Genomic DNA, 15,303 nt, shown 5'->3' with positions numbered 1-15,303 from the left:
AAGTCAGTAAACAGTGAACGAAAATGAGGTCGAAGGCGTCGCGATCGCCAATTTGATTGCAGCCGATGAAGAAACCATTGTCGGCTGGGTATATCGCTGGAACACAGGTGCTCTGGCAATCCGGTGGGACATGCATGGCCCACAGCGCGTCTCAAGGATTTACCCGGATCTTAGCGATGCCGATAAAGCTGAAATCGACTTCGCGTCTCTCACGCAGCTGAATTGTCGCTAGGACTGATATGGAAGAATATGGCCTTTATGGCCCTCGATTGTGTGGTTTTTCCTGCATTCCAGGTTTGATTTCGTACAAGGCTCTGCGCGACGTCGCTGCGCATCAACAGTCAGTAATTGACCTGCTCGAAGCCGTAATTCCCGCTATAGTCACGCCACTCAACGAAGACGGATCTGTGATAAATGCTCGGGCAGTGCTGGCCCCATCGCTCGAGACCGGCATGCGCCGCGGGAAGCGCTGCGGGTGACGACGCCCTCCAAGAAAAATCGCCCTGGATCCCGTAGGTGCCGAGGACAACGACGGCGCTGCGGTTGCAGTCGCCATCTCGCCCGGATTCATGCTGGCGGGCATAACGAACGTCAAAGACGCGGATGGAGCGCACGAAATTGAACTCCGGCCCGCTGATATCGATGTCGGCGCGGTCTTCCACGAGCTGGAGAGCGTAATCGGCCCTTACGAGGTTGTCCCAAGCCGCGTTGGAGCCTTTAGGCACAAGCATCCCGCCTGCCCTGGCTGCCTGATCGAAGAGCGGGGTTGAAGAGTTTGGAGGGGCTCCTGAATCACCATATAGGGCATCGAAGATCCGGTCCGCGGGCCGCGACCTGGCAGGTCCATCGTAAGACGCACCCATCGGGCAGCGCCAAATCTGAAGCGGCGGCTCCACCGGCCATGGAGTTATGCGCCGGATGAACTCGGCCCGTGCGCGGGCGCAGGGCACGGAAGCTGGCCAACCACCGGACAAACACAGCAGGATGGCACAATCGATCTGATAGGTTTGGGCGCGTGCTTGTGTCGGAACTGTTGGGCCGGTCAAGGCGAGAGCTAAAAAGGCCACCAGAGGGAGGTTTTTGAATTCGAAACGCATGGCAATGACCCTTGACGATCTTCACCCAGCATACATACGAAAATATACTATTGCAACCTTGGTGACGCAGAGTGTGGTTGCGGAGATCAGCAAGATCGCGAGCTGACCGCGTCGCCCGTCGTCATCCACCACGTTGCGCGCGCCGCCAGTCCCACGGCATGTCAAAGCGTCCGGACCATATATTGCGCCGTGCGGATCTGGCTTCGGTCTCATCGCGAATGTAGTCGCGGCTGTATCGGCGATAAGCCACGGCCCACCCTTCATGCACAAGCCAGGCGTTCAGATCGATACCGTCTTGATGACAGACCGCAATGAAGCGGCCATAGCGGTCGATATCGCGCACGGTGCAGCTGACCTGCCGACGGCCGATCCTGTCGGCGAGGGACAGTGCCGCTTGTTGTCCGCAGCGCCAGCGCTGACCCTCGGCCGTGGCGCAAACTTGTCGGCTTTCAGGGGCATCGATCCCATGCAACCGGATGCGCTGTCCACGAATTTCCAGTGTATCGCCGTCGATCACGCTGGCAACGCCGGTCAAGCGATCGGCATGGGCCTGCGGGGCGGCAACAAACGAGAACAGAAGGAGGGCGAGCAGCAAGCGCAAAGGGCAAACCAATCTTTTTGCGGAGGTGACGAGACATAAACGGATGATCCCGTAGGGAAGACCCAAGCCCTGTGAAGTCGCCCGTAGGCCACCGCATCACGTCACGGATGATTTGCGGGCGGGGCTGTGTAGGGCAAGGTTGCTATTCGCCGGGCTGGACGCCCAGAGCTTCCAAGGTTGCGCGATCGGCCGCGCCGGTGATGGGCAGGCCGCTTTGTTCTTGGAACTGTCCGTCGTCAGAGTTTTTGGGCCAGTTGGCGGCCTGATCTAAGAGAAGGTCTGGCGCATCTGGTGCCACCGTTCGATCTTCACCTGGGTCTGGGGGTGATACGGGGCGCCGCGGACGTGATCGATCTGCTGATCTTCCAGCCAATCGGTCAGCTCACCCGAGATGTAACTGGCGCCGTTGTCGGAGAGCAAGCGCGGCTTGTGCAAGACCGTTGCCTGATCACAACCCGAAGCCTGCAACGCCAGGTCCAACGTGTCGGTCACGTCGCCTGTCTTCATCGTCGTGCAGAGCTTCCAGGCGATGATGTAGCGGCTGAAGTCATCGAGGATGGTCGAAAGATAGAACCAGCCCCAGCCGATGACCTTCAGGTAGGTGAAGTCGGTCTGCCAAAGCTGGTTCGGCCGCGTTGTCTTGTCCCGGAACTCGTCGGCCGCAGACACCACCACATAGGCCGGACTGGTGATCAGGTCGTAGGACTTGAGAATGCGATAGACAGAAGCCTCTGACACAAAATACTTTTCCGTGTCGGTGAACTGCACGGCCAATTCGCGCGGCGACAGATCGCTTTCCTTCAGGGCCAAGTCCTTGATCTTCTCGCGCACCGGTTCCGGAATGCGGTTCCAGACTCGTGACGGCTTGGGGCTGCGATCCTCAAGCGCCTCGGGCCCACCTGACAGATATCGGTCATACCAGCGATAGAAGGTCGTTCTGGGGATGCCGAGCTTGTCCAGCGTGCGCTTGGTCGGCAGATGCGACCCTTCGACGAGACAGATGATCTCCAGCTTTTCGGATGCGGGATACCTCATTCGTCGTCGCCCCCATCCCCGATCATGCTTTTTTTGAGCAGCCGCAGTTCCAGGGCCTGCTCGGCCACGACCTCTTTCAGATCGCGGGCCTCACGGCGCAGATCCTTGACCTCAGTCGACGTCGCTGCACGCGCCGTGTCGCCCGCCAGGCGCTTTTTGCCAGCCTCAAGGAATTCCTTCGACCAGCTGTAATACAGGCTCTGGGCTATGCCCTCACGGCGGCACAGCTCTGCAATGCTGTCCTCGCCCTTCAGGCCGTCCAGAACGATCCTGATCTTCTCCTCGGCGGAATACTGTTTGCGGGTCGCACGGCGGATGTCCTTGACGACCTTCTCGCCGTGGCTCTGCTTGGTTCCGGGTTTCTGTCTCATCTCCACTCCTTGGTGGTTACGATGTGCCAGAAACCCTCTCTTATCAATTCAGCCTAAACTGTGTCTCGGCCCCACGTTGTGGCGCCTATCCCGTGCTGCGAGATCTTGTACATCTCATAGTGGGGAGTGCGTTTCGCAATGTGCGCTACAAATTCGTTTCTCAAATCGTTGGTAAGCGGTGGCTGAGCGGCACGCAGTCTCAGCTTGACGGCGTGAAGTTCCACGGCAGGAGGTCGTCGATATGGCCTTGCGGATGGCCGGCAGCGATGGCTTCCAGGGTGGCCTTGAGATAAGCGAAGGGCTCGACGCCGTTGATCTTTGCGGTCTCGATGAGTGACGCGATGCGGCCCCAGGCGCGCCCGCCTTCGTCGTGCCCCGCAGCCACCGCTTACTCCGGATCTTGGTTGCTACGAAGCCGGTGGATTTTCGCAAAGGTCATGACGGGTTGGCCGCGCTTGTACAATCGGCGCTGGCTGAGAATCCGTTCACCGGAACAGTCTTCGTGTTCCGCGCCAAGCGGGCGGACAGGATGAAGATCCTGTTCTGGGACGGCAGTGGACTTGTGATGGCTTACAAGCGGCTCGAGGAAAGCACATTCACCTGGCCGGCCGTCCGGGACGGTGCCATGACGTTGAACCGGGCCCAGTTCGAGGCGCTTTTTGCCGGGCTGGACTGGCGACGGGTGCGGTCCTTGGAGGTGCGCCGGCCGGCTGTGGCAGAGTGACTCGGTTTGGCAGAATGCCTGCCCATCGAGGTGCCAATCAGGGTATGGTCCGGCCATGTCCAGCGCCCCGCCCACCGACCTCTCGGCCATTCCTGAAGATCAGCGTGACGCTGTTCTGGCAGTGCTGCGCGAGCGGGATGCACTTCGGGATGCCAATAAGCGCCTGGAGCACCTTGTTGCTGAGCTAAATCAGGCCGTGCATGGCAAACGGTCCGAGAAGCTGAGCGAGGACGAACGGCAGTTGGCCTTCGAAGATCTTGAGACAGCGGTGGCCGAGGCCGAGACGCAGCAGGATGAACAGGCTCCGCCGCAAGCGCTCCCGCGCAGGGCCGCCCGGCGCAATCGTGGCAATCTGCCCAAGGACCTGCCGCGGATCGAACAGGTGATCGATCCGGACAGCCTGGACTGACCATGCGGGTGCGGGACAATGTACCAGATCGGCGAGGACCGCACTGAACGGCTGGATATCATCCCGGCGCAGCTGCGCGTCATCGTGACGGTCCGTCCCAAGTATGCCTGCCGCACCTGCGCCGAAGGGGTCAGCCAGGCTCCGGCGCCGGCCCATCTGATCGAGGGCGGACTGCCGACCGAGGGTGCCATCGCGCACGTGCTCGTTGGCAAGTTCTCGGACCATCTGCCGTTATACCGCCAGAGCCAGATCCTCGCCCGTTCCGGGATCGATCTCCATCGCAGCACGCTCGCCGATTGGGTTGGCACCGCCGCCTTCCACCTTGGCCCGGTGGTCGACAGGCTGGCCGAGTACCTGAAGACATCGACCAAACTCTTCATGGACGAGACCACCGCCCCGGTGCTGGATCCGGGACGAGGCCTGACCAAGACCGGGTATCTCTGGGCGTTGGCCCGCGATGACCGGAGATGGGGCGGCGAGGACCCGCCCGGCGTGGTCTTCACCTATGCCCCGGGCCGCGCCGGGGAAAATGCAGAGAAAATCCTGCAGGGCTTCGACGGCATCCTGCAGCTCGACGGCTATAGTGGCTACAACCGGTTGACGCGTCCCTCCCGCAAGGGCGGCGATCCAATTCGCGTGGCGCATTGTTGGGCCCATGCCCGCAGGAAGCTCAAGGAAGTGTTCGACCGAGACGGCTCGGAGATCGCCGCTGAAGGCCTGCGCCGCATCGCTGAGTTCTACCGTATCGAAACCGAGATCCGCGGCATGGGCCCCGGACAGCGGCTGTCGGCACGGCAGGCCCGCACTGCGCCGCTGATCGCCGGGTTTGGAGAATGGCTGCAAAGCCAGCGCCTGCGCATCTCGGCCAAGTCACGCCTCGGCGAGAAGCTGATCTACATCCATCGCCAATGGGACGGGCTGCAGACCTTCCTGCATGACGGCCGCGTCGAGATCGACTCCAATGCCGTCGAGAATCTGATCCGCCCTATCGCCCTGACGAGAAAGAACGCGCTCTTCGCCGGTCATGACGAAGGCGGCGAGCCTGGGGCCGCATCGCTTCACTCATCGCCACCGCGAAGGTCAACGACGTCGAGCCCTTCGCTTACCTCAAAGCCACCCTTGAAGCCATCGCTGCCGGCCATCCCGCCAGCCGGATCGACGAACTCCTTCCTTGGAACTTCGAGCCGTCAAGCTGATCCTGGGTGAGGCGGGGGCAACGCTTACGGACAGTTTAGGCTGAATTGATAAGAGAGGGTTTCTGGCACATCGTAACCACCAAGGAGTGGAGATGAGACAGAAACCCGGAACCAAGCAGAGCCACGGCGAGAAGGTCGTAAAGGACATCCGCCGTGCGACCATCTTCGAGATGAACGTGGAAAGCTACAGACGGTGGACGGCGATGGAGGCGAAACGGAAGAGAGGAAGGCCTGCCGCTTACGCGACAATCAAAAATACACCGCTGATTGACGCGGAGCGATAAACAGCTGCAGAAGAAATTCTTGCCAGCGACAATCACGGTGATATCGTCTCCGATGCCGCGACATAGAATCTCATCCTGTTTGTCGCCAGCGTCTCACCCAGATTGTCGCGCTATAGTTCCTGCGATCACTCATGTGGGAGAACAGGGTAATCGATGTATCCCTCGGCCCCGCCGCCATATGCGGTCGCGCCGTCAAGTGCGTTGAGGGGTGCGTTCTGCTGTAGCCGGGCCACCAAGTCCGGGTTGGCAATATAGGGACGACCAAAGGCGATTAGATCGGCGGCGTCACTGCGGCGCGCCGCAATTGCAAGGTCTCTGTCATAGCCATTGTTGGCGATGTAGATCCCGTTGAAACGCTGCCGCAAGATATTCAGATCAAATCCACCCTCGACGGCTCGTGCTCCGCCCGTCACACCTTCCACAACGTGGAGATAAGCCAGATCAATATCATTCAACTGATCGACAAGTGCGGTGAACACGGGTGCAGGATTGCTGTCCGTAAGGCCATTGGCAGTGCTGATTGGGGATATCCGAAGACCTGTGCGGCCATCATCGCAGATGGCCGCGACAGCTTTCGTGACCTCAAGTGTCAGCCGAATGCGGTTCTCGACCGACCCACCATAGGCATCGGTACGCTGGTTGGCCCCGTCACGCATGAACTGATCGAGTAAGTATCCGTTCGCGGCGTGAATCTCGACGCCATCAAACCCTGCGGCAAGAGCGTTGTGCGTCGCTTGCGCGTAATCTGCGACAATCCCCGGCAACTCCTCCAGGGCCAGCGCCCGCGGTGTGAGTGCTGGTTTCTTTCCATCCGGAGTGAACGCGTCCACTTCAGGGCGAACAGCGGAGGGAGCGACAGGCAATATCCCACCGGCCTGCACATCCGGGTGGGACACCCTGCCGACATGCCACAGCTGAGCAAAGATGCGGCCACCCTTGTCATGGACACCGGCCGTGACGGGGCACCAGCTTTCGATTTGCTCGTCGGTCCAGATCCCGGGAGTAAAGGCGTACCCTGTGGCCTGCGGCGAAATGTTCACGCCTTCACTGATGATCAGGCCTGCCGATGCGCGTTGGGCGTAATATTCCTGCATCATTGGGGTGGCGATGTTTTCGGGGGACCGCGCGCGGGTTAGGGGGGCCATTACGATGCGGTTTGACAGCGTATAAGGTCCGACAACGACGGGGGAAAAGAGGTCAGTTTCAGGGATGGTTGACATAATGACTCCTCGTCTCCTGACTGGCAGGAGAGTGAATTTGGGACAAAGGGGTGGGCCGGTTGCTTTGGGCGTGTCGGATGTGGCCAACGCCTGATCCGGTCGTTTTGGGGGCGAATTTGTGGCGGCGGCGCAGGGCTTAGGTCAAAGAGGCTGCGCCGCCGGTCGAGTTTGCAATGCAGGCTTTCCGATCTACAGATCGGTCATCTGCATCCCTTGTTCCGTGTAACGATCGCCAGCGGCAGCGCCGCGTGGGAACAAGGTGTCGAGGCGGGTGAGAATGTCCTCGGTTAGTGTGACATCGGCGGCCCCAATATTGTCTTCAAGATAGGCGCGCCGTTTGGTGCCCGGGATCGGAATAATATGATCGCCTTGGGCCAAGACCCATGCGAGCGCCAGTTGCGCAGGCGAGCATCCGGCGCTGTCGGCGATGGCACGGTATTGCTCCAGCAAGTTCAGATTCTGATCCAGATTTCCATCGGCAAAGCGCGGCTGGGTGTGCCGGAAATCATCATCAGCCAGGTCGCTTAGTGTGGTGACCTTGCCGGTCAGAAAGCCGCGCCCAAGCGGGCTGTAGGGTACAAAAGCCGTGCCCAATTCGGCGCATGTGGCCAGCATCTCTCCCTCTGGGTCGCGCGACCACAGCGAATACTCTGTCTGAACCGCCGCAACCGGATGCACCGCATTTGCCCGCCGCAAAGATTGTGCAGAGATTTCGCTTAACCCGATGCCTCTAATCTTACCTTCTTTGATAAGATCAGCCATCGCTCCAACCGTGTCCTCAATCGGGGTCACCCCATCAAGGCGATGCGCGTAATAAAGGTCGATCTGATCAATTCCCAGACGTGCCAATGAGGCCTCGACTGCCTGTTTCACATAGGCCGGGCTGGTGTCGATAAACCGCGAGGTCGGGTCTTGGGATCGGATGATGGCGAACTTGGTCGCCAGCGTGAGGTTGTCCCGGTTTTGCCGAACGAAATCCGACAACAAGGTTTCATTCGCGCCGTTGCCATAGATATCGGCGGTGTCGTAGAACGTGACGCCCAATTCAAGCGCACGGTCCAGCGTTTCATAGGATTGATCGCGGTCGGTTGGGCCGTAGAATTCGGACATGCCCATGCAGCCAAGTCCAATGGCTGATGTCGCGCCAAGTCCGGCGCCCAGATTACGCGTTTTCATGTGTTTTCTCCTTGAATTGAGGTGGTACGAAGCGGATAGCCGTGACGCGGGAAATGCACGGCAACCGTTCCCACCTGTGGCATGTCCCGATGCAGAATGATGCGGGTGTCGTCGATATGGACCAGCGTACCGTCGATGACTTCCGTGCCAAATTCATCGACCAGAACCTGTACCGACGCGCCTATCGCGGGATGGGCAAGACCCGTTGCGGGAAGCGGGGCAGGGGTCGTCGAAACCGCGATTATGATCGCTTCAGCAGGCGCCAATTCGGTTCGTGTGCCGTGACCGAACTCCGCAATGCGCGCCATCCATGCCGACAATGCCGGGAACAGCGATAGACCGCTGCCGCTGGCGGTTGTGTCAGCTTTGGCAAAAAACCAAACCACATGATAGAGTGCCAGATCAGTCAGCGCGGGCGTGTCCCCGGCAAAGAAATCGGCACCGCCCAGCAGGTTCTCAAGCCAACCAAGCCCTGTTGTGATTTGGCCACGATGATATCCGACATCCGCCTTCAGGCCGTCCAGATCAATCTTGTGATCCCAAAACGCCTCGCGGTCGTGGATCAGGGCTGGGGGAACGGCATCGGCCCGCAGGCCCATGCTGTAACGAACCACTTGCCAGAACAAAATGCGGTCCGCCCAATTGTCGAGCAGCGGGGTCGCTGTGCCCGCAGTGTTCGGGGCAAGGGCGCGCGCCGGAAACCGCTGGTCAAGCTCGGCGGCGATCAGGGCGGAATCACAGTAGATATCCGCCCCGATCTGAAGCACTGGGGCCCGCCTGTAGCCACCCGTCAGGGTTAGCAGATCAGCCTTTGGCGCAATCGGAGGCACGATGACCGATGACCGATGACCATGATAGCCCCTTGAAGCCCATCAAAGTTCTGATTTTTTCGGAATAGGGAGAGGCTTCATAGTGGTGCAGGATCAGGTCGGTCATCGCTTTTCTCCTACTTCAGCAGCCCGAGGATCTCTTGCGCGGCGGCGGCGGATGAGGCGGGGTTCTGGCCGGTGACCAGTTTTCCGTCACGCAGCACGAAGCTGACCCAATCCGCCCCTTTTTCATACTGGCCACCATTGGCCTTCAGCATGTCTTCCACCAAGAACGGCACAACATCGGTAAGGCCGACGGCCTCTTCTTCGGTGTTGGTAAAACCCGTCACCCGGCGGCCAGACACCAGCGGTTTGCCGTCCGCGCCTTGGGTGTGGCGGAACACGGCGGGGGCGTGGCAAACTGCGCCGACAGGCAAGTCGGCGGCGGCGAAGGCCTCGATCAGGCGTTTGCTGTCCGCATTTTCGGCCAGATCCCACAAGGGGCCGTGGCCGCCCGGATAGAAGATGGCGTCGAACCCGTCTTCGGTTACATCCGAAAGCTTCAGCGTCGTCGCAAGATGCTTTTGCGTCTCTGGATCGTCTTTGAACCGACGGGTGTCGTCGGTCTGTGCGTCAGCGTTGTCGCTGGACGGATCAATCGGCGGCTGTCCCCCTTTGGGCGAGGCCAGTATAATGTCTGCTCCGGCGTCCTTGAAGACGTAATAGGGGGCCGCAAACTCCTCCAGCCAGAAGCCGGTTTTCTTGCCTGTGTCCCCGAGTGTGTCGTGGGATGTCAGTACCATCAGAATTTTCATGTTATTTTCCTATTTTTTCTCGCCGACGCGGATCACGCGCTTGCCAAAGTTTTCGCCATTCAGCAGGCCAATGAAGGCTTCGGGTGCATTTTCCAAACCGTCGATGATCTCTTCGCGGTATTTGATTTGGCCGCTTTCGATCCACGCCCCCATGTCTTTGGCAAAATCCGGGTAGAGGTGGCCGAAGTCGTCAAAGATGATGAAGCCCTGCACCTTGATCTTTTTGCGCAGGATTTGACCCATAAGCCAATTCATCCGGTCCGGTCCTTCGGGCAAGTCAGTCGCATTATACTGAGAGATCAATCCGCAGACCGGCACCCGTGCGTTTGAATTCAACAGCGGGATGACCCCGTCGAGGACCTTGCCGCCGACATTTTCGAAATAGACATCGATGCCATCGGGACTGGCCTTGGCAAGCTGTTCGGCAAAGTCATCTGCCTTGTGATCGATACAGGCGTCAAAACCCAACTCATTGACCGCATAGGCGCATTTCTCTGGTCCGCCCGCGATGCCGACCACGCGGCAGCCAAGGATCTTGCCGATCTGGCCCACAGTGGCCCCGACAGGGCCGGTCGCGGCCGCCACGGCGATGGTCTCGCCAGGTTTTGGCGCGCCAATTTGCGTCAGACCCGCCCAAGCGGTAAAGCCGGGCATACCCATGATACCGAGCGCCCAAGACGGATGCGCGGGTGATTTGCCAAGGTTTGTCAACCCCGCGCCATCCGACAGGGCATAATCCTGCCAGCCATTGAAGCTGAGCACCCAGTCGCCCGGCGCAAAGCCATCAACCTGTGAGGTGACGACCTGAGCCACTGTGCCGCCCTCCATCACGCCATCAATTTCCACCGGCGCGGCGTAAGATGGCGCATCGCTCATGCGCCCCCGCATATAAGGGTCCAGCGACAGATATTCGGTGCGCAGAAGCATTTGCCCAGCACCAGGGGAGGGGACGTCCCCTTCGACCAAGCGAAGCGTGTCCTTGGTCGGTTCGCCTTTGGGGCGTTCCGCCAGCACAAGCTGGCGGTTTACTGTTTCGGTCTGTGTCATGGTCATCATCTCCTAGAAGGCTGTTTCAAGAATGCGGCGGGCATCCTCGGGGGTGATGGCATTTTGTTCGCCAAGGGCGGTCATGCCGTGATCCTTCAAGGCGGCGACGATGCGATCAATTTCAGGTGCAGCAATTGCGTAATCGCCGAGTCGGGTTTTGATGCCCACCTGTTCAAAGAACCCGCGTGTTGCCTCGATCACGGCATCAATCCGCGCATCATCAGATCCCTCGCGGATGTCCCAAACATTGGCAGCATATTGCAGCAGTTTCTCGCGTTTGGGGCCACGTTGGTCGTTCATCAGTGACGGCAACACGACAGCCAGTGTGCGGGCGTGGTCGGTGTCATTGAGCGCGGTAATCTCATGTCCGATCATATGGCTTGCCCAGTCCTGCGGGACACCTGCGCCGATCAGGCCATTCAGGGCCAGCGTTGCCGTCCACATCAGGTTGGCGCGAACGTCATAGTCCTCCGGCGTCTCAAGGGCTTTGGGCCCAAGCTCGATCAGGGTGCGTAGCAGGGTTTCGGCAAAACCGTCCTGAACGCGCGCGGCGGATGGATAGGTCAGATATTGTTCGATGATGTGAACAAACGCGTCGGCCACGCCGTTCGCGATTTGACGGGGCGGCAGCGTGTAAGTGACCTCGGGGTCCAGCACCGAGAAAACCGGGTAGCAATGTGGGCTACCAAACGGAAGCTTAGCGCCCTTCTCGGGATTGGTGATCACAGCGCCAGAGTTCATCTCCGAACCGGTGGCGGGCAAGGTCAACACGGTCCCAAAGGGCAGCGCTTGCGTGATGACCGACCCGCGAGATGTCAGGATGTCCCAGGCGTCGCCATCATATTTGGCCGCCGCCGCGATAAATTTGGTGGCGTCAATAACGGAACCACCGCCGACAGCCAACAGGAAGGTGATCCCTTCTTGGCCAATCACCTCGACAGCTTTCAGCGCAGTGGCGAAGCGCGGATTGGGCTCAATGCCGCCAAATTCGACCAAGGTCCGGCCCGCAAGTGCCGCACGCACCTGACCAAGGACGCCTGTTTTCTCCGCGCTGCCTCCACCATAGAGGATCAGCACCTTTGCGTCAGCCGGAACCTGATCCTTTAGGTCCGCGATACGGCCCTTGCCAAACAGGATATGTGTCGGATTGCGAAAGTCAAAATTATTCATGGGTTCAGTTTCCTTCAGTTTCAATGTGCAGGCGCACGTCAACGTTTCCGCGTGTGGCGTTGGAGTATGGGCAGACCTGGTGCGTCGCTTCGACAAGTCTTTCAGCATCCTCGCGGGTCATGCCCGGCAGATGTGCGGTAATGTCGAGATCAAGTCCGTATCCGCCCTCGGCGCGTTGGCCGATGCCCACCTCAACCGACGTTAATGCCGCTTTGGCATCAAGCTTGAGTTGTTTTGCGGTCATTTCCATCGCGCTATCAAAACAGGCCGCATAGCCAAGCGCGAACAACTGCTCGGGGTTCACCCCCGCCTCGCCACTGTCCGGGCGAACCATCTGGACTGAAAAGCTGCCATCGTTGAGGGCGGCGGTTCCCGAGCGGCCCCCTGTTGCCGTTGCGGTGGTTTTGTAGAAGATTTTCATGAGCTTCCTTTCGCGAATAGACTGGTCGTCTATAGATGTGTCAAAATTTTTGGGGTTATGTTCCTGGAACGAGCACCTTTGTGGCATTCATAGCGGAATTGAGCGGGGCTTCACTGTGCGAGAGGCTCGCGACGAGGCTGGCTCCAAGCCACATGTGGTAGATCATTTCTGCCGTGGAGCGGGGGTCTTCAAGCGCGGCGATCGTGCCATCGTCCGTTCCCTGTTCAAGGGTCTCCGTCAGGCGCGCGACGATTTCGGACACACTTTTCTGCAAGATATTGCTCATATTCTCCGAGAGGTCAGCAACCTCTGCGGACAGTTTGACGACCAAGCACCGGTCTTCGAGGTTGGGGCTGATCTGTTTTTTCCGCCACTCTTCGAAATAGGTCAGAAACCGAGACCGTGCATCCATGTCCGGATGCGCAAGCGACGCGTTCAGGCGTGTGCCATACTCCGTCATAAAATCGTTCAACAGCGCACAGCCATAAGCTTCCTTGGAGGCGAAATAGTGATAGAACGACCCTTTCGGAACACCGGCCTCTTTCAACAGCGCACTCAGACCGACACCTGTGTAGCCCTGCTTGGCTGTCAGGCGTCGTCCTGTGGTCAGTATCTGTGAGCGTGTGTCGTTTTTCTGTTCCATGACCCTCGATATAGCCTCATTAGACCGGTCGTCTAGGGGTGGTGTGGCTTTTTCTAATCACAGGGCCGTGAGCGGCGCTGAGAAACGGTACGGGAAAGGCGCTAGCCAGCATGCACACCAGTTAGCAGCTTTAACATCCAGCACAGAAAAACAAGCAATGCATACGCAAATCGATGCGGCACGCCCTTAGTTTGCGTTCAGCACTGCTTCCAGCAAACCAGGAAAGCGACGGTCAAGCGCATCTCTTCGCAGTGAAAGCAGGCGACCTCGCCCCTTGGGGATATTCCGGATCACACCTGCTTCGCGCAACACTTTGAACAGGTGCGACTTGGTGGATTTCGCCACTTCCGGGTCCATTAAATTGCAGTTTGCCATTTCGACCGGGCCGTCGCGGAGCTGACGCACGATGTCCAACCGGCCCGGATCGCTGAGTGCGAACAAGACCTGCGTCAGTTGCAGCTCCTGTTCCTGCGGGTGCGCAAGATCGGGGCTGGCAGTGTCGGGTAAGATACTCATGGTTCGAATATACTTGAACCTTCCGCAGAAAGAAACTAGAGAAAGGTTCGATAAACTTCGAACCCTCCTGAAGGACTGCATTCCAAAATGACCACGATTGTGATGTCACCCAAGGCTAGAGAGCGCGCTGGTTTCGCAATCGTGCTTACCGGAAGCGCTCTGATGATGGCGAGCGCGAGCGCGCCGTCCCCTTTTTATCCGCTCTTGCAGCAGCAACTTGGTTTTTCGTCTTTGGTCGTGTCGGAGATATTCGCAATCTACGCAATTGCCCTTCTTGCGACACTGTTAGTGGCCGGATCAATCTCGGATCATGTCGGGCGACGCCCTGTTCTGTCGATGGGGTTCGTGCTTCTCGCTGTTTCCGCCGCCGGATTCGAATTGTCAGGTTCTGTGTCTGCGTTGTTATTGGCTCGAGTAGTACAGGGCGTAGCATGCGGCCTTCTGTTGTCTACGCTGTCGGCTGCGATTACGGATCTTGAACCCCCTGAATTCAAGGGCATCGCGGCGATCTGTAATTCAGTCATCCCCCTCGTCGGGCTGGCCCTGGGGGCCTTGATATCCGGCTTCGCGATGGAGTACCTTACCGAGCCAAAATTTGATATATTCACCGGGATTGCCGTGGCCAGCCTGGTGCTGGCGCTGGCCACATGGGGCTTGCCCGAAACATCGCCACGGCATGAAGGCTTGTTGCAGGCGTTGGAAGGCCCTATCGGAAGGTTTCTTCGTAGAACCACGCTAAGGTGGAACATTGTGTGAACATACTCACGTTCCCCAATCTCTAGATGGCCTGATGTTCAGTGGTCGCGCGATTTTGCGGTCTGCGGCTCCAGAATGCCAATCGAAGTCGCCGGACAGGATAACGTGCTCCCACCCGAGGGGCGATGTGTGAGCAAGCAGCTTGACGTCGTAGAGCGGACTGGTCTGCGCGAGGTGGCCGGCGGCCTTGTCCATGTAGATCGTATTCCAAAACGTGATGGCGGCGATGACGAGGTTGAGCGCCATGGCCCGCTTCTGTTGGGCGACATCAGAGCGATCATGAATGCGCCCTTGTGAGTGGGCAAAGACGGCCCGCGCCAGCGAATGTCGCGATTCACCCTTGTTGAGTCCTGCGTGGCATTCCATGCGCAGGGCGGCGTTTTCGATCCAGTCGAGCATGAAGAGCGTGCGCTCGATCCGGCCGATTTCACCCAAAGCCAGGTAGAGCCGGTTTTGCTGGCGGTACGCTCCAAGCTTGCGCAGGATTTCAGACGGTTTGAGAGACTTGTCGCGGATACTGGCCGCGAGCCGCATGATGTCACCCCAATGCTGCCGGATCACCTCTTCGTTGATTGGTTTCCCGATGAGGGGTGACAGAGTGGCCCACGCCTTCGCGCTCCCGAAGCATGCCAACCGCCGGTCGGGAAAGTCGCGCAAACGCGGGGCAAAGGTCATCCCCAAGAGATGGAACAGGGCGAAGACGTGATCCGACACGCCGCCTGTATCTGTGTAATGCACGAGCGGGTCGAAGCTGGCCGGGTTAGTCAAGAGACCATCAAGCACGAAAGGAGCTTCGCCTGCCGTCGCCCCGATGACGCTGGAATGGAACGAGCCGTATTGGCCTGACAGGAAGGAGTAGATTTTCAGGCCCGGATCAGGCCCGTACTTCGCGTTGATGAGCCCGCTGCCGCGATTGGCGGCAAAGAACTGGCCGTCCGATGAGCTGTGCTCCGCCGCGCCCCAGTGCTGCGCAAAGGGCAAACTATGATGGGCGTCGACGATACGACCCAAGG

General features: G+C 59.1%; 17 protein-coding genes and 3 pseudogenes. 5 read left to right on the top strand and 15 right to left on the bottom strand.

The genetic code is table 11. The features are described 5' to 3' along the window. Positions 1 to 13 precede the first annotated feature (13 nt). Entirely contained in the window at positions 14 to 232 is a 219-nt protein-coding gene (locus tag BM075_RS23410) for a hypothetical protein (RefSeq protein ID WP_093363035.1), read from the top strand. Between the two features lie 109 nt (positions 233 to 341). Here the strand turns inward: BM075_RS23410 and BM075_RS24700 are convergent, their stop codons facing one another. The 4 genes and pseudogenes from BM075_RS24700 to BM075_RS23390 form a co-directional block, all read right to left on the bottom strand. Further along, on the bottom strand, positions 342 to 1,097 hold the full coding sequence (locus tag BM075_RS24700) for a hypothetical protein (protein WP_207903633.1): 756 nt from the start codon (positions 1,095 to 1,097) through the stop codon (positions 342 to 344). A gap of 121 nt (positions 1,098 to 1,218) precedes the next feature. Beyond that, positions 1,219 to 1,692 carry a thermonuclease family protein gene (locus BM075_RS23400; RefSeq protein WP_245758964.1) on the bottom strand — a complete coding sequence of 158 codons (474 nt, stop codon included), beginning with the start codon at positions 1,690 to 1,692 and terminating at the stop codon, positions 1,219 to 1,221. A gap of 294 nt (positions 1,693 to 1,986) precedes the next feature. Beyond that, a pseudogene (locus tag BM075_RS23395) lies at positions 1,987 to 3,104 on the bottom strand (IS3 family transposase); the annotation flags it as partial. Between the two features lie 199 nt (positions 3,105 to 3,303). Beyond that, positions 3,304 to 3,492, bottom strand: a pseudogene (locus tag BM075_RS23390) (transposase domain-containing protein); the annotation flags it as partial. On the opposite strand from BM075_RS23390, the gene tnpB reads away from it, so the two are divergent. The 3 genes and pseudogenes from tnpB to BM075_RS23375 all read left to right on the top strand — a co-directional run bounded on the left by tnpB (position 3,475) and on the right by BM075_RS23375 (position 5,717). Next, positions 3,475 to 3,828: an IS66 family insertion sequence element accessory protein TnpB gene (tnpB, locus tag BM075_RS23385; protein WP_093363032.1), complete on the top strand. Its 354-nt coding sequence runs from the start codon at positions 3,475 to 3,477 to the stop codon at positions 3,826 to 3,828. The pseudogene BM075_RS23390 and the gene tnpB sit on opposite strands and share 18 nt — an antisense overlap. A gap of 55 nt (positions 3,829 to 3,883) precedes the next feature. Next, positions 3,884 to 5,433 (top strand): annotated as a pseudogene (gene tnpC / locus BM075_RS23380) (IS66 family transposase). Between the two features lie 92 nt (positions 5,434 to 5,525). After that, positions 5,526 to 5,717 (top strand): hypothetical protein, encoded by a 192-nt coding sequence (locus tag BM075_RS23375; RefSeq protein WP_093363031.1) that lies wholly within the window; start codon positions 5,526 to 5,528, stop codon positions 5,715 to 5,717. A 125-nt stretch (positions 5,718 to 5,842) separates the two neighbouring features. Here the strand turns inward: BM075_RS23375 and BM075_RS23370 are convergent, their stop codons facing one another. The 10 genes from BM075_RS23370 to BM075_RS23330 form a co-directional block, all read right to left on the bottom strand. Continuing rightward, positions 5,843 to 6,937 (bottom strand): alkene reductase, encoded by a 1,095-nt coding sequence (locus BM075_RS23370; protein ID WP_093363030.1) that lies wholly within the window; start codon positions 6,935 to 6,937, stop codon positions 5,843 to 5,845. Positions 6,938 to 7,126: 189 nt separating this feature from the next. Then, positions 7,127 to 8,113 carry an aldo/keto reductase gene (locus BM075_RS23365; protein ID WP_009573567.1) on the bottom strand — a complete coding sequence of 329 codons (987 nt, stop codon included), beginning with the start codon at positions 8,111 to 8,113 and terminating at the stop codon, positions 7,127 to 7,129. Next, positions 8,110 to 8,943, bottom strand: coding sequence for a glutathione S-transferase family protein (locus BM075_RS23360; RefSeq protein ID WP_342741275.1), 834 nt, complete (start codon positions 8,941 to 8,943; stop codon positions 8,110 to 8,112). Before BM075_RS23360 ends, BM075_RS23365 begins: the two co-directional genes overlap by 4 nt. Next, positions 8,918 to 9,049 carry a glutathione S-transferase N-terminal domain-containing protein gene (locus BM075_RS25060; RefSeq protein ID WP_256376246.1) on the bottom strand — a complete coding sequence of 44 codons (132 nt, stop codon included), beginning with the start codon at positions 9,047 to 9,049 and terminating at the stop codon, positions 8,918 to 8,920. Before BM075_RS25060 ends, BM075_RS23360 begins: the two co-directional genes overlap by 26 nt. Before the next feature lie 10 nt (positions 9,050 to 9,059). Beyond that, a complete protein-coding gene (locus tag BM075_RS23355; RefSeq protein ID WP_009573565.1) occupies positions 9,060 to 9,737 on the bottom strand; it encodes a type 1 glutamine amidotransferase domain-containing protein in 678 nt (225 codons plus the stop codon). A gap of 9 nt (positions 9,738 to 9,746) precedes the next feature. Next, positions 9,747 to 10,784, bottom strand: a complete 1,038-nt coding sequence (locus tag BM075_RS23350; protein WP_009573564.1) for an NADP-dependent oxidoreductase — start codon at positions 10,782 to 10,784, stop codon at positions 9,747 to 9,749. Between the two features lie 12 nt (positions 10,785 to 10,796). After that, positions 10,797 to 11,954: an iron-containing alcohol dehydrogenase gene (locus BM075_RS23345; protein WP_009573563.1), complete on the bottom strand. Its 1,158-nt coding sequence runs from the start codon at positions 11,952 to 11,954 to the stop codon at positions 10,797 to 10,799. Positions 11,955 to 11,958: 4 nt separating this feature from the next. Then, the gene (locus BM075_RS23340) at positions 11,959 to 12,375 is read right to left on the bottom strand and encodes an organic hydroperoxide resistance protein (RefSeq protein WP_009573562.1); all 417 of its coding nucleotides are present in this window, start codon (positions 12,373 to 12,375) and stop codon (positions 11,959 to 11,961) included. Between the two features lie 55 nt (positions 12,376 to 12,430). Beyond that, positions 12,431 to 13,018, bottom strand: a complete 588-nt coding sequence (locus BM075_RS23335) for a TetR/AcrR family transcriptional regulator (protein ID WP_009573561.1) — start codon at positions 13,016 to 13,018, stop codon at positions 12,431 to 12,433. Between the two features lie 186 nt (positions 13,019 to 13,204). Then, complete coding sequence (locus tag BM075_RS23330; protein ID WP_009573560.1) at positions 13,205 to 13,534, bottom strand: ArsR/SmtB family transcription factor; 330 nt, start codon at positions 13,532 to 13,534, stop codon at positions 13,205 to 13,207. An 87-nt stretch (positions 13,535 to 13,621) separates the two neighbouring features. Here BM075_RS23330 and BM075_RS23325 point away from each other — a divergent pair, with 87 nt between their 5' ends. Then, complete coding sequence (locus BM075_RS23325; protein ID WP_245758962.1) at positions 13,622 to 14,290, top strand: MFS transporter; 669 nt, start codon at positions 13,622 to 13,624, stop codon at positions 14,288 to 14,290. A gap of 6 nt (positions 14,291 to 14,296) precedes the next feature. Here the strand turns inward: BM075_RS23325 and BM075_RS23320 are convergent. Continuing rightward, a partial coding sequence (locus BM075_RS23320; protein WP_143089944.1) for a Tn3 family transposase occupies positions 14,297 to 15,303 on the bottom strand: 1,007 nt, incomplete at its 5' end.

The organism is Tropicimonas isoalkanivorans, assembly GCF_900112335.1.
Lineage (GTDB): Bacteria > Pseudomonadota > Alphaproteobacteria > Rhodobacterales > Rhodobacteraceae > Tropicimonas > Tropicimonas isoalkanivorans.
Note: the sequence above shows the minus strand (reverse complement) of the source record. Positions and strands in the feature narration are given on the sequence as shown.